We start from the raw sequence: 17132 nt of genomic DNA, 5'->3' as shown, positions 1-17132 counted from the left end.
CGGCGCGACTCCCCGGCCACGCAATGCCGCATAACGGTCATATTTACGCCTAGTCTGACAGTGCGCTCGCTCGTTCTGTCCACAGGGCTTGCGCTCACTGTCCACTCCGGCTAAGGGAAGGACGGCCACCGCCATGCCCGCAGATCTCGCCGTCATCGGACTCGGTCATCTCGGACTGCCCCTCGCCCAGGCCGCCGTAGCCGCCGGGATCCAGACCGTCGGCTTCGACACCGACCCGCGCCCCGTCGCGCAACTCGCCGCCGGCCACACCCCCGTCGACGGCCCGCTCACCGCCTCCGACGTCCGCCGGATGCTCGCCGGCGGCTTCCGGCCCACCACCAGCCCGGCCGAGCTGGGCCGGGTCCGTACCGCCGTGATCTGCGCGCCCACCCCCCTCGGCGCCGACCGCACCCCCGATCTCACCGCCCTCGGTACAGCGGCCCGCGCCCTCGCCGCCCGGCTGCGCCCGCACACCACCGTGCTGCTGGAGTCACCCGCCGCGCCCGGCACCACGGAGGGCTTCCTCCGCACCCTCCTCGAAGAGGGCTCGGGGCTCCGCGCCGGCCGCGACTTCCACCTCGCGTACTCGCCGGGCCGGCTCGACCCCGGCAGCCGCACCCACGGCTTCGCCAACACCCCCAAGGTGATCGGCGGCCTCACCCCCGCCTGCACCGAGTCCGCCGCCGCCTTCTACGGCCGGCTGACCGACAAGGTCGTACGGGCCCGCGGCCCGCGCGAGGCCGAGACGGTCAAGCTCCTCGAAACCAACTTCCGGCACGTCAACATCGCCCTCGTCAACGAGATGGCCGTGCTCTGCCACGACCTCGGCGTAGACCTCTGGGACGTCATCCGCTGCGCGGAGACCAAGCCCTTCGGGTTCCAGGCGTTCCGGCCGGGACCGGGCGTCGGCGGCCACGGCGTACCGATGGACCCCGGTTATCTGCCGCACGCGGGCCGTACGCCCGGCCATCCGCTGCGGATGGTCGGCCTCGCCCAGGAGATCAACGACCGGATGCCGCAGTACGTCATCCAGCGCTGCGCCGCCCTCCTCAACGAGCACGGCAAGTCGGCGCGCGGGGCCAGGGTGCTGCTGCTGGGCGTCACCTACAAGCCGGACCTCGCCGACCAGCAGAGCTCACCGGCGACGGAGATCGCCTGCCGGCTGATGGACCTGGGCGCGGCGGTCAGTTACCACGATCCGTACGTCCCCGACTGGCGCGTACGCGAACAGCCCGTGCCCCGCGCGGACTCCCTCTACGAGGCCGCCGCCAACGCGGACCTGACGGTGCTTCTCCAGCACCACCGCACGTACGACCTCCAGGGCCTGGCGGTCAAGGCGCAGCTCCTGCTGGACACGCGCGGCGCGAGCCCGGCCGGGGCGGCGTACCGCCTCTGAGGCCGCGTCACCGGCCCCGGGGGCGGCACCGCCGCACCGCCCCCGCGTCACCGTCCCCCGCGTCACCGCCGCTCCCCCACCACGGCGTAGAGCGCGGTGCCCCCCGCCAGCAGAAGCGACGCGGTCCAGGTGGCCACCTCCGTACCCGGCGGCAGCAGCATCCAGCCGGCGATCTCCCCCACGGTGCCGGACGGAGCGGGCAGGAAGAGGGTGAAACCGAGCCAGCCCATCGGCGGGGCCCACGCGTGGACCGACCCGCACAGTGTCGCCCCCAGGGCCGCCAGACCGGTCAGCCCGGCGCTGCCTCGGACGACCGACTCGACGGGCGCGAGTCCCGGCCCCGCCACCCCGGAGAGCATCAGCACCGCGCTGACGAGCGCGGCGATCAGGAGCACATGCGCCGCCCGGCGGACCGCCCACCGGATCGCCGCCGTCCGCTCCAGCGCGACGTCGGCACCGCCGAGCCCGACGGCGGCCGCGGCCACTCCCAGGCCGATGGCGAGGAGCGGCACGCGCGGGTCGACGGCCGCGTCCCCGTCCCCCGGGGCGAGATAGAGGACCAGCAGCGCGGTGAGCGCGAGGGCGGCGGCCGACGCCGGTGCCTGCCGCGCCCGCGCGTGGAGGAGGAGCCATCTCACCGGGACGCGCCCCCCTTCAGCGCCTTCATACCGTCGAACGAGCAGGCCAGGGATTCCTTGCGCATCGCGGCGATCCGCGCGCGCTGCTCGGCCGGCCCGGCCACGGAGAGGCTGTCCCACGCGGCCTCCCCTTCCTTCCATGCCTCCTTCGCGTACGCGTCCTCCGTCGCCTTCTCCAGCGGTACGAGCGCGCGGTCCCCGAGCGCCCAGCCGGCGGCCACGCTCTGGGTGACGACGTCCCCCACAGTGCCGCTCTCCCGGACGGAGCGCGCGTAGCAGTTCGGCGCCAGCCCCTGCGCGACCAGATAGCGGGTGAGGTCCTTGCCCTCGCGTCCGGCGAGGAGCGGGTCGTCGAAGTCCACGAGCACCGTGTCGGCCGACGGCTTCCGGGTGTCGAGGGACCCGCGCAGCGCGGTCTCCTCCCGTACGGAGTCCGGGGCCCGGTCGCCCAGTGCCTGGCGCAGCACGCGCAGCGCCTCCTCGCCCCGCGGCGCCATCTCGTCCAGGGCCTCCCGGTGCACCCGCGTCACACACACCGGCCCGTCGCAGACCAGTGCCGCGGCGGCCTGGTCGACGACGTACGACTGGCGCGGTTCGGCCGGGAGCACGGACAGGGCGAGGACGGCGCCCACCAGGACGGGGGTCAGCGCGAGCAGCCGGGCCCGGCGCCCCACGGCCACCAGCAGCGCGAACCCGGTGGCCAGCAGGCCCAGCAGCCAGAGCGTCTGGCCCAGGTGGACCTGGCCGGTGAGGGTCAGCAGCATCTCCCGCGGCTGCGGGGAAGCCGGCGACAGCAGCGAGACCCGGTTCGGCGCGGCGCCCGACGGCAGCGCCCCGTCCGCGTTCTGCTGGGTCAGGATGATCGCCGCGAGGCAGGCCACCACCAGGAGCGGCGGGGTGAGGACGGAGGGCAGCGCGCGGGCCACCCCCATGCCGAACCAGGCCCCCGCCACCAGGGCCAGCACCCCGACGAGGGAGATCGGCAGCCACCCGAGGTGGGTGTAGGAGGTGCCGGACATGAACACCTGGACGCCGCCCCACAGGGTGAGCAGACCGAAGCCCGACACCAGCGCGATCGCCGTCGCGCCCGCCGGGAGCATCGCACGGCTCCACGCGGGCCGCGGGGTGGTCGTCAGCAGCTCGGTCGTACGGGAGCGGGCGTCACGCATCCCGTGCAGCGCCCCGACACCCACGACGAGCGGCAGGACGTAGTAGAGCGTGGTACGGGTCAGCAGCGCCATCGGTGTCCACTGCGACGTACCCGGTGCGGTGCCTCCCCACCACGGGTCGTCCAGCAGCGCGAGGAGCCCCAGGGCGCCCGCCACGACGACCAGGCCCGCCCACGGGGCGGCGGAACGCCTCAGCTCGATACGGAGTACGCGGCCGTTCACCAGGTGTTCCTTTCCTGCCCGGAGTCCTGCCCGGAGTCCTGCCCGGAGCCGCTGAGCAGCGCCGAGTAGCCGCGCTCCAGCGGGCTGTCGCCGGGTTGCTTCGCGTCGCCCGCCGCGGCCAGTTCGTCCGGGGTGCCCTGGAAGACGAGGCGGCCGTCGGCGAAGAGGACCACGTCGGAGCAGGCGGCGGCGACGTCCTCGACCAGGTGGGTGGAGACGATCACGCACGCCTCCCGGCCCAGCTCCTGCAGCAGTTCACGGAAGCGCAGCCGCTGCGCCGGGTCGAGGCCCACCGTGGGCTCGTCGAGCAGCAGCAGGGTGGGGTCGTTGACGATGGCCTGGGCGATCCCGGCCCGTCGCACCATGCCGCCGGAGAGTGACTTCATCCGCTGGTCGGCGCGGTCCGCGAGACCCACCCGTTCCACGGCCCGCTGGACGGCGGCGGGGATCTCGCTCTTCGGCACCTCCTTCAGCCAGGCCATGTACTCGACGAACTCCCGCACGGTGAAGCGCTTGTAGTAGCCGAACTCCTGCGGCAGGTAGCCGATACGGCGACGCAGCGCCCGCAGGTCGGTCAGCCCGCCCACGGAGGTCCCGAACAGGGCGAGTTCGCCCGCGGCGGGGCGCAGTACGGTCGACAGCGACCGGATCAGGGTGGTCTTTCCCGCCCCGTTGGGGCCGAGGAGGCCGTGGGCCCCGAGGCCGAGCGAGAGATCGAGGCCGTCGACGGCCATCTTCTTCCGCCCGGCCCGTACCTTCAGATCCTTCGCCTGGATTTCCCACGCATACGTCTTCGGCGCGATGTCGGCCGAGTTCGCCGCGGCTGCGGCTGTCATACGGTGACCCTTTCTCGTGTTCGATGTGAGCCGCCCCATGTCAATGGGAGCCGCCCCGTGCGGAGTACACGCCCCTGCGGGCGATCAGGAGGCCGACGCCGAGGACCAGAAGCAGCCCCCACACCCGGAGCTGTTCCGGCCGGAGGACGAACGGCGTACGGCTGGTGATCAGGGCGGGCGCCAGGATCACCGCCCCCCACACGGCCCCCAGGGAGACGACGGCGCGGTTGACCCCGATGACGCTCCCCAGCGCCAGCGCCGCCGCGGCGAAGGCCAGCGCGGGCAGCAGCCACTGCGCGGCGGCGACCCCCGTCACCATCCCGCCCACCAGCAGTACGGGGATGAGCAGCGCGAGCACGCACGTGGTGCGTCGCAGCAGCAGATACAGCCCGGCCCTCGGTGTGGCGGCCGTCAGCTCGTGCGCCGGGTCCAGATGACGTGACCAGGAAGCGGCGACACCGACCAGCGGGAGGACGGGAGCCAGCAGCAGCAGCGGCGACACCTCCCCGAAGTCCGGGGCGACGGCCTCCAGCAGCAGCGCGATCAGCGTCAGGCACAGGGGCATGAACAGCCACGGGGCCAGCACCGGGGTCAGCCACGCCGACAGCCGCGTCCACCGGCGCCGGCGCGGCATCGGAGCGGCCTCGTCCAGCAGAGGCTCCAGACCGGAACGCACGGTGCTCAGCAGGGACGTGAGCTCCGGCGACTCCGTGGCGACCGCGGCCGCCAGCCGCTCGCGGCAGGACCCGCACCCCTCCAGGTGCGACTCCAGGGCCCACACCTCGTCGGTGGCGATCAGGGTGTCACCCCGCGCGTACTGGTGGATCAGCCGTGCGGAAGCGTGCTCCACGCTCATGTCAGCGCCTTTCGCATCGCGATCCGGGCGCGGCGGGCCCGGGTCTTGACCGTGCCTTCGGGCAGCCCGAGCAGTACGGCGGTCTCCCTCACGGAGAACCCGTCGAGCACCGTGGCCTGCAGTACCTGCCGGAGTTCCGGCGCCAGCCGCCGCAGGGCGTCACCGACATCGCCGTCCACGGTCCTGGCCAGTGCCACCTCCTCCGCGGCGGGCGCGCTCGCCTGCTCGAACACCTCGGCCGGCAGGTCGGCGTGGTGGGCGCGGCGCCGGAAGGCGTCCACCAGGCGGCGTGCCGCGATCGTCCACAGCCACCCGGCGGCGGTCCCGTCGACCGCGCTCCCGGCGAACGCGCCCGCGGCGCGCCACACGGCCAGATACGTCTCCTGCATGACCTCGGCGACGATCTGCTCGTCCGCGCAGCGGCGGCGAAGCCGCACCGCCAGCCACGGCGACGTACGCCGGTACAGTTCGTCGAACGCCTCGCGGTCGCCCTTGCTCACCCGGCGGACGAGGCGTTCCTCGTCGAGCTGGTGCGGTGCTCTCCTGCGTGCTCTCACACGAGCCAGACGCCGGGCCTTTCGAAAGGGTTCTCGGTACGGAGTGATCTGCGCCACACCAGGAGCGGACAGCGAGCGCGGGGCACGAGAAAGGCCACCTCCTCAGGAGGTGGCCTGTTCACTCGGAACCTGTTCGCTCGGAACCTGTTCGCTCGGAAAAGGAAGAGAGCGCGCGCTCAGCGCCGGTGCTGCGAGTCCGCGACCGTCACCTCGACGCGCTGGAACTCCTTCAGCTCGCTGTAGCCCGTCGTCGCCATCGCCCGCTTCAGCGCGCCGAAGAAGTTCATCGACCCGTCCGGGATGTGCGAGGGGCCCGTCAGGACCTCCTCCGTCGTGCCGACGATGCCCAGGTCCACCAGCTTGCCGCGCGGCACGTCCTCGTGGACGGCCTCCATGCCCCAGTGGCGCCCCTTGCCCGGCGCGTCCGTCGCGCGGGCCAGCGGGGAGCCGATCATCACCGAGTCCGCGCCGCAGGCGATCGCCTTCGGCAGGTCGCCGGACCAGCCGACGCCGCCGTCCGCGATGACGTGGACGTACCGGCCGCCGGACTCGTCCATGTAGTCGCGGCGGGCCGCCGCGACATCCGCGACGGCCGTCGCCATCGGGACCTGGATGCCCAGCACGTTACGGGTGGTGTGCGCCGCGCCGCCGCCGAAGCCGACCAGCACGCCCGCCGCGCCGGTCCGCATCAGGTGCAGCGCGGCGGTGTACGTGGCACAGCCGCCGACGATGACCGGGACGTCCAGCTCGTAGATGAACTGCTTCAGGTTCAGCGGCTCGGCGGCTCCCGAGACATGCTCGGCGGAGACCGTCGTACCGCGGATCACGAAGATGTCGACCCCGGCGTCCACGACCGCCTTGGAGAACTGCGCGGTGCGCTGCGGCGAGAGCGCGGCGGCCGTGACGACGCCCGAGTCCCGCACCTCCTTGATACGCAGCCCGATCAGCTCTTCCTTGATCGGCTCGGCGTAGATCTCCTGGAGCCTGCGGTTCGCGCTCGACTCGTCCAGTTCCGCGATCTCGTCGAGCAGCGGCTGCGGGTCCTCGTACCGGGTCCACAGGCCTTCCAGGTTGAGGACGCCCAGACCGCCCATCTCGCCGATGCGGATGGCGGTGCTCGGCGAGACCACGGAGTCCATCGGAGCGGCCAGGAACGGCAGCTCGAACCGGTAGGCGTCGATCTGCCAGGCGATCGAGACCTCCTTCGGGTCCCGGGTGCGCCGGCTGGGGACGACGGCGATGTCGTCGAAGGCGTACGCCCTGCGGCCGCGCTTGCCGCGCCCGATCTCGATCTCAGTCACGATGTGTGGCCTTTCCCTCTATGTCTGCCGTGCCAGTATCCCCGCGGTCACTCCTCCAGGAGGACCTGGGTGAAGTCGATCACGTGGACGACGAGTACGAGGAGGAGGCCATCACTGACCAGGTACTCGATTCCGATGTTCGGCGTCAGCGCGAGCGAGCGCGTCGACTCGTCCTCCGAGAGCGGCACCGACATCTTCGGGCGGGGCTCCTGCGCCAGTACGGCGAGGCCACGCTCCAGAAGGGCCCGGCGGTCCGCCGGCAGTCCGTCACGTACGCGGGCGGCTTCCTCGCTGTACTTCACGGCGTAGAGCATCAGAGCCCCCTCTCGGCGAAGAGCCGCGATCGTGGCCTCAGCGGCCCGTGTAGTTCGGCGCCTCGACCGTCATCTGGATGTCGTGCGGGTGGCTCTCCTTGAGCCCCGCCGACGTGATCCGTACGAAGCGGCCCTTGCGCTCCATCTCGTCGATGGACGCCGCGCCCACGTACCCCATGGTCTGGCGCAGTCCGCCGATCAGCTGGTGCAGTACGGCGGCGAGCGGGCCGCGGTAGGGGACCTGGCCCTCGATGCCCTCGGGGACGAGCTTGTCGTCGGAGGCGACCTCGGCCTGGAAGTAGCGGTCCTTCGAGAAGGAGCGGCCCTGGCCGCGCGACTGCATCGCGCCGAGCGAACCCATGCCGCGGTACGACTTGAACTGCTTGCCGTTGATGAACTGCAGCTCGCCCGGCGACTCCTCGCACCCGGCGAGCAGGCTGCCGAGCATGACCGTGCTCGCCCCGGCGGCGAGCGCCTTGCCGATGTCGCCGGAGTACTGGAGGCCACCGTCGCCGATGACCGGGATCCCGGCCGCCTGGCATGCCACGGCCGCCTCGTAGATCGCCGTGACCTGCGGGACGCCGATGCCGGCGACGACACGGGTCGTACAGATCGAGCCGGGGCCCACGCCCACCTTGACGCCGTCCACGCCCGCGTCGATCAGCGCCTGGGCGCCGTCCCGGGTGGCGACGTTGCCGCCGATGATGTCGACACCGACACTCGACTTGATCTTGGACATCCAGCTCAGCGCGTTGCTGTTGTGGCCGTGCGAGGTGTCCACGACGAGGAAGTCGACGCCCGCCGCGACCAGTGCCTGGGCGCGCTCCAGCGCCTCCGGGCTGGCGCCGACGGCCGCGCCGACGAGCAGCCGGCCCTCGGAGTCCTTGGCCGCGTGCGGGTACTTCTCGGCCTTGACGAAGTCCTTGACCGTGATCAGGCCCTTGAGGATGCCCGCGTCGTCGACCAGCGGCAGCTTCTCGATCTTGTGGCGGCGCAGCAGCTGCATGGCGTCGACGCCGGAGATGCCGACCTTGCCGGTGACCAGCGGCATGGGGGTCATGACCTCGCGCACCTGGCGCGTACGGTCCGCCTCGAAGGCCATGTCACGGTTGGTGACGATGCCGAGCAGCTTGCCCGCGCGGTCGGTGACCGGGACGCCGCTGATCCGGAACTTCGCGCAGAGCTGGTCCGCCTCGGCGAGCGTCGCGTCCGGGTGGACCGTGATCGGGTCGGTCACCATGCCGGACTCGGAGCGCTTCACCAGGTCGACCTGGTTGGCCTGGTCCGCGATGGAGAGGTTGCGGTGCAGCACACCGACGCCGCCCTGGCGGGCCATGGCGATCGCCATGCGGGACTCGGTGACCTTGTCCATCGCGGCGGAGAGCAGCGGGATGTTCACCTTGACGTTCCGCGAGACCAGAGACGCGGTGTCCACCTGGTTCGGCAGCACTTCCGAGGCGCCCGGCAGCAGCAGCACGTCGTCGTATGTCAGCCCGAGCGTCGCGAACTTCTCGGGCACTCCGTCGACGTTTGCAGTCATGACACCTTCCCCAAATGGCCTTGATCGGTGCGGATGTCCATGCTAACGGCCTCCGCGGGCCTCTCATTCCACGCTTGAGATCACCGATCCGGCTTTGTACGTTCGTACGGCAAACGGCCCCGTACGCCCCGGGCACTCCCCGTATCCGCCCCGGGCACTCCCCGTGCCCGCGCGCGCCACCCCTCGGCACCGCGCGCACCGCCCGGGAGGCTCCGGAGCACCGCCCGGGAGGCTCCGCCTCACTGCTCGGCGAGGGCCCGCAGCCTGCTCAGCGCGCGGTGCTGGGCGACCCGTACCGCTCCCGGGGACATGCCCAGCATCTGCCCGGTCTCCTCCGCGGTGAGCCCGACGGCGACGCGCAGGACCAGCAGCTCGCGCTGGTTCTCCGGCAGGTTGGCCAGCAGTTTCTTGGCCCATTCGGCGTCGCTGCTGAGCAGCGCGCGCTCCTCGGGGCCCAGCGAGTCGTCGGGACGCTCGGGCATCTCGTCGGACGGTACGGCCGTGGATCCCGGGTGGCGCATGGCGGCCCGCTGGAGGTCGGCGACCTTGTGTCCGGCGATGGCGAAGACGAACGCCTCGAAGGGCCGTCCGGTGTCGCGGTAGCGGGGCAGCGCCATCAGCACGGCAACGCAGACCTCCTGCGCGAGGTCCTCGACGAAGTGGCGCGCGTCACCCGGCAGCCGGCTGAGTCTCGTACGGCAGTAACGCAGCGCGAGCGGGTGCACGCGGGCCAGCAGATCGTGGGTCGCCCGTTCGTCGCCGTCGACGGCGCGGTGAACGAGCGCACCAATCACCGTGGGCTCGTCTTCGCGCATCGGTCCATGGTGCCTTGGCGGCTGTTGATCGGTGGCACTGCGTCCGTAGTTGTGCACCGAAGCGTTATGAGCGGGTGCGGCAGAACTCATCTCCTGCGCTCTCCCCTCGCGCTCGTCCGACTCGTCCCCGTGGAAGTCCACATCTCAAGGATGCGGCATAGCGCGGGAAACGGGTGTGTACGGGCGTACGTTGTCTCACCCTTCGCCCGGAAAGCACCGTACGCGGCGCCGCGAACACACCCTCGCCCGCCGTCGGAGAACGCCGGCGGGCGAGGGGTCAAGGCCGTCCGTACGTCAGCGGACCAGGCCCCAGCGGAAACCGAGCGCCACCGCGTGCGCGCGGTCGGAGGCGCCCAGCTTCTTGAAGAGCCGCCGGGCGTGCGTCTTGACCGTGTCCTCCGAAAGGAACAGCTCACGGCCGATCTCGGCGTTGGAACGGCCGTGGCTCATGCCTTCGAGCACCTGGATCTCACGCGCCGTGAGCGTCGGCGCGGCGCCCATCTCGGCGGACCGGAGCCGGCGCGGGGCGAGCCGCCAGGTCGGGTCGGCGAGCGCCTGTGTGACCGTCGCGCGCAGCTCGGCGCGCGAGGCGTCCTTGTGCAGATAGCCGCGGGCCCCGGCGGCGACCGCGAGCGCGACCCCGTCCAGATCCTCCGCGACCGTGAGCATGATGATCCGGGCGCCGGGGTCGGCCGAGAGCAGCCGGCGGACGGTCTCGACGCCGCCGAGACCGGGCATCCGTACATCCATCAGAATGAGATCCGACCGATCGGCACCCCAGCGGCGGAGGACTTCCTCGCCGTTGGCCGCGGTCGTCACGCGCTCGACACCGGGCACGGTCGCGACCGCGCGGCGGAGCGCCTCTCGGGCAAGCGGGGAGTCGTCGCAGACGAGGACGGATGTCATGACCGTCCTCCGCAGCTAGTGCGCGTCACCTTGGGCCTCCAGGCTGGATACATGTCGTCACCTGTGCGATTGACGCTCTCGGACATGTGCCCGATCGCTCATTCTCTCAACCGCCTCGCACACTCAACGACGGTCACTCGAAAGAGTTACGGGTCCGACGGCCCAGTTCGGCACTCCCCGTGAGGAGACGCACACGGAGGAGAGCGGCGCACGTCTTTCGGTACCCCATCGGAGCCATGCCCCATTTAGCGGCTTTTCTTCACTTTTACTGGTGTCTGTAGCTAGATTCGCAATGAGTCATATTTACATCTACTTACATAGTAGATGTACGGTCGGGAGCACCGGAGCGGGCACGCGCCGGGCTCGTACCCGGCGTCCAAGCGGCGCGTATCCGCCTCAGCACGGTTTCAAGGGGACATGAGCAATGGCAGATTTCTCCCGCCTTCCCGGACCGAACGCAGATCTGTGGGACTGGCAGCTGCTCGCCGCCTGTCGCGGTGTGGACAGTTCGCTCTTCTTCCACCCGGAGGGGGAACGGGGCGCGGCACGAAGCGCGCGTGAGAACTCGGCGAAAGAGGTGTGCATGCGGTGCCCGGTCCGCGCGGAGTGCGCGGCCCACGCGCTGGCGGTACGGGAGCCGTACGGAGTGTGGGGCGGGCTGACGGAGGACGAGCGGGAAGAGCTGATGGGACGGGCGCGCACCCGGCTGATCACGGCACACTCCGCCACATCGGGCTCCGGGCCGGGGCCGGCCCCGGGAGCCGGGCCGGGAAACCCTCAGCAGAGCGACTGAACGCAGCCTCCCCCCCAAAGGAAGAAACGTTCCTGCACGCCTCTCGTACCCGTGCGGGACAGGGGGACGAGTGCCCGGCCCGAGAAGGCTCATGGCGCACCGTGCGCGCCGGTGATGAGTGGATCACGGGAGCCGGTATGACTAGCGTGGCGGCATGAAGCTTCTGACCGTGAATGTGGGACGCCCGAAGTCCGTGGAGTACACGGATACGCCCGGCGGTTTCACGGGTATCGACAAGCGCCCGGCGGAGGGTCCCGTCCGGGTGGCCGATCCGGGCCCCAAGGGCGAGGGGGCGAGCGGACTCTCCGGTGACGCGGTCTGCGACCTGCGCCATCACGGCGGCAGCGACCAGGCGGTGTACGCGTTCGCGCGGGAGGATCTCGACTACTGGGAGCGGGAGTTGGGACGGCCGCTCCCCAACGGCAGTTTCGGCGAGAATCTCACGACGTCGGGCCTCGACATGACGGAGGCGCTGATCGGGGAGCGCTGGCGGATCGGTTCCGAGGTGGTGCTGGAGGCGACGAGCGGGCGGATCCCGTGCCGTACGTTCCAGGCGTGGCTGGGCGAGGCGGGCTGGGTCAGGCGCTTCACGCGGCAGGCGGTGACGGGCGCCTATCTGCGGGTCATCACTCCGGGGGAGATCCGCGCGGGTGACCCGATCGAGGTGGTCCACCGGCCGGACCACGAGGTGACGGTGGCCCTGGCGTTCCGGGCGAGCACGACGGAACGGGAGCTGCTGCCGCGCGTCCTCGCGGCCGGGGAGGCGCTGCACGGGGAGGAGTTGCGGGTGGCGCGGGCGTATGTGGCGAAGCACGGCGGTCTCGTGTAAGGCCCGCGTTCGGACCGGGCGGGCCCGGCAGGACCCGGACGAGACCCGGACGGGAGGCCCCGGGCCCCGCCGGGGCCCGGGGCGCCGCGGCACAGGCATTACCGTGCGCGTATGACGACTGCTCTGATTACGGGCTCGACGGCGGGCATCGGCGCCGCCTTCGCGCGGCGGCTGGCGGCGGACGGGCACAATCTCGTGCTCGTGGCCCGCGACACCGAGCGCCTGCGGGACCAGGCCACGGAACTGCACGATCTGCACGGCATCGAGGCCGAGGTGCTCACCGCCGACCTGTCCACGGACGCCGGGATCGAGGCGGTGGAGAAGCGGCTCTCGGACCGGATTCACGCGGTGGATCTGCTGGTCAACAACGCGGGCTTCGGCAGCAAGGGCCGTTTCCTCGACGTGTCGATGGAGGACGAGCTGACGATGCTGAAGGTGCACTGCGAGGCGGTGCTGCGGCTGACGTCGGCCGGTGTCTCGGGGATGCGGACGCGCGGGCGGGGCGGGGTCGTCAATGTGGCGTCGGTCGCCGCGTTCCTGCCGCGGGGGACGTACGGCGCCTCGAAGGCGTGGGTCGTGCAGTTCACCCAGGGCGCGGCGCGGGATCTGGCCGGCACGGGGGTGCGGCTGATGGCGCTGTGCCCCGGTTTCACGCGGACCGAGTTCCATGACCGGGCCGGGATGGGCACGGACAACATCCCGGGGTGGATGTGGCTGGACGCGGACAAGCTGGTGGCGGCCGCGCTGGCGGATCTGGCGCGTGGGAAGACCGTGTCCGTACCGGATCCGCGCTACAAGGCGCTGATGGGCGCGGCGAAGCTGGCCCCGCGCGGGCTGCTCGGCGGGATCACGTCGAAGGCGGGGCGCAAGTACGGTCCGCAGTGACATGGCACCACGGCGACAGCCGGGCCCGGCACCCCTCCAGGGGGTACCGGGCCCGGCTGCTTGTCACCTCGGGTCCGTTCTCACCGCGGCCCGCGCCCGGGGAATCCCCGCGACGGGCGACCGCCTCCGCGGAAGCGGCGGCGGTCAGGCCGCGGAGGACGTCAGTGGCTGTGGCCGTGGCCGCCGTGGCCCGCCTCGGCCTCTTCCTCGGCCGGCTTCTCGACGACCAGGGTCTCGGTCGTGAGCAGCAGCGCGGCGATGGACGCGGCGTTCTCCAGGGCGGAGCGCGTGACCTTGACCGGGTCGATGACGCCGGCCTTCACCAGGTCGACGTACTCGCCGGTGGAGGCGTTGAAGCCGTGGCCCTTGTCCAGGTCCGCCACCTTCGAGGTGATGACGTAGCCCTCAAGGCCGGCGTTCTCGGCGATCCAGCGCAGCGGCTCGACGACGGCGCGGCGGACGACCGCGACACCGGTGGCCTCGTCGCCCTCCTTGCCGAGGTTGCCCTCCAGCACCTTGGCGGCGTGCACCAGAGCGGAGCCACCACCGGAGACGATGCCCTCCTCGACCGCGGCGCGGGTCGCGGAGATGGCGTCCTCCAGACGGTGCTTCTTCTCCTTCAGCTCCACCTCGGTGGCAGCGCCGACGCGGATCACGCACACGCCGCCGGCCAGCTTCGCGAGGCGCTCCTGGAGCTTCTCGCGGTCCCAGTCGGAGTCCGTGGTCTCGATCTCGGCCTTGATCTGGTTGACGCGGCCGGTGATCTCGTCGGCGGCACCCGCACCGTCGACGATGGTCGTGTCGTCCTTGGTGACGGTGACGCGGCGGGCGGAGCCCAGCACGTCCAGGCCGGCCTGGTCGAGCTTGAGGCCGACCTCCTCGGCGATGACGGTCGCACCGGTGAGGGTGGCGATGTCGCCGAGCATGGCCTTGCGGCGGTCACCGAAGCCGGGGGCCTTGACCGCGACGGCGTTGAACGTGCCGCGAATCTTGTTGACGACGAGAGTGGAGAGCGCCTCGCCCTCGACATCCTCGGCGATGATCAGCAGCGGCTTGGAGCTGCCGCCCTGGATGACCTTCTCCAGCAGCGGGAGCAGGTCCTGGATCGAACCGATCTTGCCCTGGTGGATCAGGATGTACGGGTCGTCGAGGACGGCCTCCATACGCTCCTGGTCGGTCACCATGTACGGGGACAGGTAGCCCTTGTCGAAGGCCATGCCCTCGGTGAAGTCCAGCTCCAGACCGAAGGTGTTGGACTCCTCGACGGTGATGACACCGTCCTTGCCGACCTTGTCCATCGCCTCGGCGATGAGCTCGCCGACCTGCTCGTCCTGCGCGGAGAGCGCGGCGACGGCGGCGATGTCGGACTTGTCGTCGATCGGGCGGGCGGTCGCGAGCAGCTCGTCGGAGACGGCCTTGACCGCGGCGTCGATGCCCTTCTTCAGGGAGGCCGGGGAAGCGCCCGCGGCGACGTTGCGCAGACCCTCGCGGACCAGCGCCTGCGCCAGCACGGTGGCGGTGGTGGTGCCGTCACCCGCGATGTCGTTGGTCTTGGTCGCCACCTCCTTCACGAGCTGGGCGCCGAGGTTCTCGTACGGGTCGTCGAGCTCGACCTCGCGGGCGATCGTGACGCCGTCGTTGGTGATGGTGGGGGCGCCGAACTTCTTGTCGATGACGACGTTGCGGCCCTTGGGGCCGATCGTCACCTTCACCGTGTCGGCAAGCTTGTTGACGCCGCGCTCAAGGGCGCGACGGGCGTCCTCGTCGAACTTCAGGATCTTCGCCATGGGAGCTTCTCTGTCCTCTCAAATGAGCTGCGCCCCTGTCCACCCGGCATTCGCAGGGGGGCCAGGGGCGCAGCTCAAAAGCAAAAGTAAATCTTCGGTGAGTTACTTCTCGATGATCGCGAGCACGTCGCGAGCCGAGAGGACGAGGTACTCCTCGCCGCTGTACTTCACCTCGGTGCCGCCGTACTTGCTGTACAGAACGACATCGCCGACGGAAACGTCGAGCGGGAGCCGCTCGCCGTTCTCGAAACGGCCCGGGCCCACGGCCAGGACGACGCCCTCCTGGGGCTTCTCCTTGGCGGTGTCCGGGATAACCAGGCCAGAGGCCGTGGTCTGCTCGGCGTCGAGCGGCTGGACCACAATGCGGTCCTCGAGCGGCTTGATGGCAACCTTGGTGCTGGCGGTCGTCACGATCCGACCTCCCCCTTCGGAGATCTCACGGGGTTAACTGTCTGAGGGTGGCGACCAGATGGACCCGTCGTCGCGGGTGCCGGATCCGTCAGTCGCGCTTTGGCACTCTCCAGTGGGGAGTGCCAGGCCTGAGACTATGACCGCGATTAGCACTCGGTCAAGCGGAGTGCCAATACGGATGGTCGCGGCGTGAACTCCCGAGAGGGAAACGCGAGCGGAGAGGGCATGGTTCCGGACGCGAGTTCGGGCACGGTCAGGGCGTGTCGGGCGTGTCGGGTGCGTCGGCTGCGCCGGGGGCGCGCGGTGCGCGGGTCGGTGTGCCGGGTACGCCACCGGCCGCCCCACGGGCCGGGCGCGCCGGCCCCCGGCACGTCGCGGTCCGCTTCCCCGTCCGCTTTCCCGTCCACTTCCCCGTCCGCCCCGGCGGCGCGGACCGCCCGCAGCTCCGGCGTACGACGACGGCCCGCGAGACGGGCTCCGGAACCGCCACCCGCGGAATACCGGGGACACCGGTGATTCCAGGGACACCGGAGAATCCAGGGGCGCCGGCGACACCAGGGACCCCGGGGCCCCGCGAGACTCCCGCGATCGACGGGGCCTGCCACGCCCGCGGGCCGACCCGCTGCGCCGCCTTGCGCCCGAGCCGTTCGATGGGGTCCACCGACTGCGCGCAGCCGGCGGTGAGGAGCGCACCGGCCGCCAGCACTCCGGCCAGCAGCCGGTGCCCGGGGCTCATACGTAGTCTTCCAGCCTGGCCACGGCGTACCCCTTGTCCGTGATCACCTTCATCACGTGCCGGATCATGTCGGGCATGGTGCCCTTCCAGTCCTCGCGGCCGCGGAAGTGGGTGAGGACGATGTCGCCGGGGTGCAGGTCCCGGTCCCACTCGCGCCACTCCATGTGGTCGGGGTACGCCTCGGCCGTCCACAGCGGCACGGCCCGCACCCCGCAGGTCTTGGCGGCGCGCAGCGTGTCGTGGTTGTAGTTGCCGTACGGCGGCCGGAAGAGCGTGGGGCGTTTCCCGTACCGCTTGCCCAGCTTGTCCTGCTGATCGCAGATCTCCGTGCGCTGCTCCTCGTAGGAGAGCCCGGGCAGGTAGGGGTGGTTGAGCGTGTGGTTCTGGATGGTGACCCCGCGGTCCTGCATCTGCTGGAAGTAGCCGTAGTTGTCGTTGATGACGTAGTCGCTGAGGAAGGCGGTGTACGGGATCTTCAGCTCGGTCATCATCCGCAGCAGCTCGGGGTCCTTCTCCGAACCGTCGTCCATCGTCAGGAAGACGACCCGGTCCTTGACCGGAACGGTGGTGAAGACGGGCGGCAGGTTCTCGCCCTCCGCCTCTTCCTCGATCTCGAAGCCCTTGCGGTTGGTGATCTCCGGCTTGACGGCGGGCGCGGGGGGCGCGGCCAGGGGCGTACCGGCGAGTCCCCACTTCTTCGCCGCGATGGCGCGCGCGGCCTGTGTACGGCGCGTCTGCTCGGCGTACGAGAGCGTCCCCGCACCGCCCTCCTGCTGCCCGCCGGGCGCGCCGGAGGCCGCCCGGCCGCGCTCGCCCTGCTCACCGTATTCGCCCTGCCCACCATGCTCGCGGTGCTCGCCGTGTTCACCGGGCCGGTCGTGCCCGGCGGAGGCGGAGTGCCCCGGGTCACCGGTCCCGGCGGCGCAACCCGAGCCGACCGCGGCGACGAGCAGCGTCGCCAGGGCGGCCGCGCACCGCTTGCCGCGCCGCCGGGGCGCCCGGGGGTTCCGGGGCGCCTCCGGGGTGACCCGTACCCGTACCACTTCCTTTTGGTCTTTTTGTCTTACTAGCTGCATGGCGCCGCATCCTGTCAGCGCCCGGCGCCTCCACCCGGCCGACACCGCCGCCCGGCGCGCACCAT

General features: G+C 71.3%; 18 protein-coding genes. 4 read left to right on the top strand and 14 right to left on the bottom strand.

All coding sequences use genetic code 11. The annotated features are described in order from the left end of the window. Positions 1 to 133 precede the first annotated feature (133 nt). Positions 134 to 1396 (top strand): nucleotide sugar dehydrogenase, encoded by a 1263-nt coding sequence (locus tag ACFTZC_RS12265; protein WP_382888721.1) that lies wholly within the window; start codon positions 134 to 136, stop codon positions 1394 to 1396. A 62-nt stretch (positions 1397 to 1458) separates the two neighbouring features. Here the strand turns inward: ACFTZC_RS12265 and ACFTZC_RS12260 are convergent, their stop codons facing one another. The 10 genes from ACFTZC_RS12260 to ACFTZC_RS12215 form a co-directional block, all read right to left on the bottom strand. Continuing rightward, positions 1459 to 2034, bottom strand: a complete 576-nt coding sequence (locus ACFTZC_RS12260) for a hypothetical protein (protein ID WP_382888720.1) — start codon at positions 2032 to 2034, stop codon at positions 1459 to 1461. After that, positions 2031 to 3425 (bottom strand): hypothetical protein, encoded by a 1395-nt coding sequence (locus tag ACFTZC_RS12255; RefSeq protein ID WP_382888719.1) that lies wholly within the window; start codon positions 3423 to 3425, stop codon positions 2031 to 2033. The genes ACFTZC_RS12260 and ACFTZC_RS12255 overlap by 4 nt, the downstream gene beginning before the upstream one ends. Continuing rightward, the gene (locus tag ACFTZC_RS12250; protein WP_382888718.1) at positions 3422 to 4261 is read right to left on the bottom strand and encodes an ATP-binding cassette domain-containing protein; all 840 of its coding nucleotides are present in this window, start codon (positions 4259 to 4261) and stop codon (positions 3422 to 3424) included. Before ACFTZC_RS12250 ends, ACFTZC_RS12255 begins: the two co-directional genes overlap by 4 nt. Positions 4262 to 4301: 40 nt before the next feature. Continuing rightward, entirely contained in the window at positions 4302 to 5117 is an 816-nt protein-coding gene (locus ACFTZC_RS12245) for a zf-HC2 domain-containing protein (protein ID WP_382888717.1), read from the bottom strand. After that, the gene (locus ACFTZC_RS12240; RefSeq protein WP_382888716.1) at positions 5114 to 5674 is read right to left on the bottom strand and encodes an RNA polymerase sigma factor; all 561 of its coding nucleotides are present in this window, start codon (positions 5672 to 5674) and stop codon (positions 5114 to 5116) included. The genes ACFTZC_RS12245 and ACFTZC_RS12240 overlap by 4 nt, the downstream gene beginning before the upstream one ends. Before the next feature lie 176 nt (positions 5675 to 5850). After that, positions 5851 to 6975 carry a GuaB3 family IMP dehydrogenase-related protein gene (locus ACFTZC_RS12235; RefSeq protein ID WP_365807158.1) on the bottom strand — a complete coding sequence of 375 codons (1125 nt, stop codon included), beginning with the start codon at positions 6973 to 6975 and terminating at the stop codon, positions 5851 to 5853. 47 nt (positions 6976 to 7022) lie between these two features. Next, on the bottom strand, positions 7023 to 7289 hold the full coding sequence (locus ACFTZC_RS12230) for a hypothetical protein (RefSeq protein ID WP_382888715.1): 267 nt from the start codon (positions 7287 to 7289) through the stop codon (positions 7023 to 7025). A gap of 37 nt (positions 7290 to 7326) precedes the next feature. Further along, positions 7327 to 8829, bottom strand: coding sequence for an IMP dehydrogenase (gene guaB / locus ACFTZC_RS12225; protein WP_382888714.1), 1503 nt, complete (start codon positions 8827 to 8829; stop codon positions 7327 to 7329). A gap of 239 nt (positions 8830 to 9068) precedes the next feature. Further along, the gene (locus ACFTZC_RS12220; RefSeq protein ID WP_382888713.1) at positions 9069 to 9644 is read right to left on the bottom strand and encodes a sigma-70 family RNA polymerase sigma factor; all 576 of its coding nucleotides are present in this window, start codon (positions 9642 to 9644) and stop codon (positions 9069 to 9071) included. A gap of 294 nt (positions 9645 to 9938) precedes the next feature. Further along, on the bottom strand, positions 9939 to 10550 hold the full coding sequence (locus tag ACFTZC_RS12215; RefSeq protein WP_003948568.1) for a response regulator transcription factor: 612 nt from the start codon (positions 10548 to 10550) through the stop codon (positions 9939 to 9941). Positions 10551 to 10974: 424 nt separating this feature from the next. On the opposite strand from ACFTZC_RS12215, the gene ACFTZC_RS12210 reads away from it, so the two are divergent. From ACFTZC_RS12210 to ACFTZC_RS12200, 3 genes are all read left to right on the top strand, one after another. Further along, positions 10975 to 11343 (top strand): WhiB family transcriptional regulator, encoded by a 369-nt coding sequence (locus tag ACFTZC_RS12210; RefSeq protein WP_382888712.1) that lies wholly within the window; start codon positions 10975 to 10977, stop codon positions 11341 to 11343. A gap of 154 nt (positions 11344 to 11497) precedes the next feature. Next, positions 11498 to 12172, top strand: a complete 675-nt coding sequence (locus ACFTZC_RS12205) for an MOSC domain-containing protein (protein ID WP_382888711.1) — start codon at positions 11498 to 11500, stop codon at positions 12170 to 12172. Positions 12173 to 12283: 111 nt separating this feature from the next. After that, positions 12284 to 13057, top strand: a complete 774-nt coding sequence (locus ACFTZC_RS12200; protein ID WP_365807149.1) for an SDR family oxidoreductase — start codon at positions 12284 to 12286, stop codon at positions 13055 to 13057. A gap of 161 nt (positions 13058 to 13218) precedes the next feature. Here ACFTZC_RS12200 and groL read toward each other — a convergent pair whose 3' ends face one another. The 4 genes from groL to ACFTZC_RS12180 all read right to left on the bottom strand — a co-directional run bounded on the left by groL (position 13219) and on the right by ACFTZC_RS12180 (position 17067). Further along, positions 13219 to 14844, bottom strand: coding sequence for a chaperonin GroEL (gene groL, locus ACFTZC_RS12195; RefSeq protein ID WP_382888709.1), 1626 nt, complete (start codon positions 14842 to 14844; stop codon positions 13219 to 13221). A gap of 102 nt (positions 14845 to 14946) precedes the next feature. Continuing rightward, positions 14947 to 15255: a co-chaperone GroES gene (gene groES, locus ACFTZC_RS12190; RefSeq protein ID WP_023539274.1), complete on the bottom strand. Its 309-nt coding sequence runs from the start codon at positions 15253 to 15255 to the stop codon at positions 14947 to 14949. Positions 15256 to 15508: 253 nt separating this feature from the next. After that, positions 15509 to 15991, bottom strand: a complete 483-nt coding sequence (locus tag ACFTZC_RS12185) for a hypothetical protein (protein WP_382888707.1) — start codon at positions 15989 to 15991, stop codon at positions 15509 to 15511. Continuing rightward, complete coding sequence (locus ACFTZC_RS12180) at positions 15988 to 17067, bottom strand: polysaccharide deacetylase family protein (RefSeq protein ID WP_382888706.1); 1080 nt, start codon at positions 17065 to 17067, stop codon at positions 15988 to 15990. The genes ACFTZC_RS12185 and ACFTZC_RS12180 overlap by 4 nt, the downstream gene beginning before the upstream one ends. Positions 17068 to 17132 lie beyond the last annotated feature (65 nt).

It is taken from the genome of Streptomyces sp. NPDC056987, assembly GCF_042673865.1.
Classification (GTDB): Bacteria; Actinomycetota; Actinomycetes; order Streptomycetales; family Streptomycetaceae; genus Streptomyces.
Note: the sequence above shows the minus strand (reverse complement) of the source record. Positions and strands in the feature narration are given on the sequence as shown.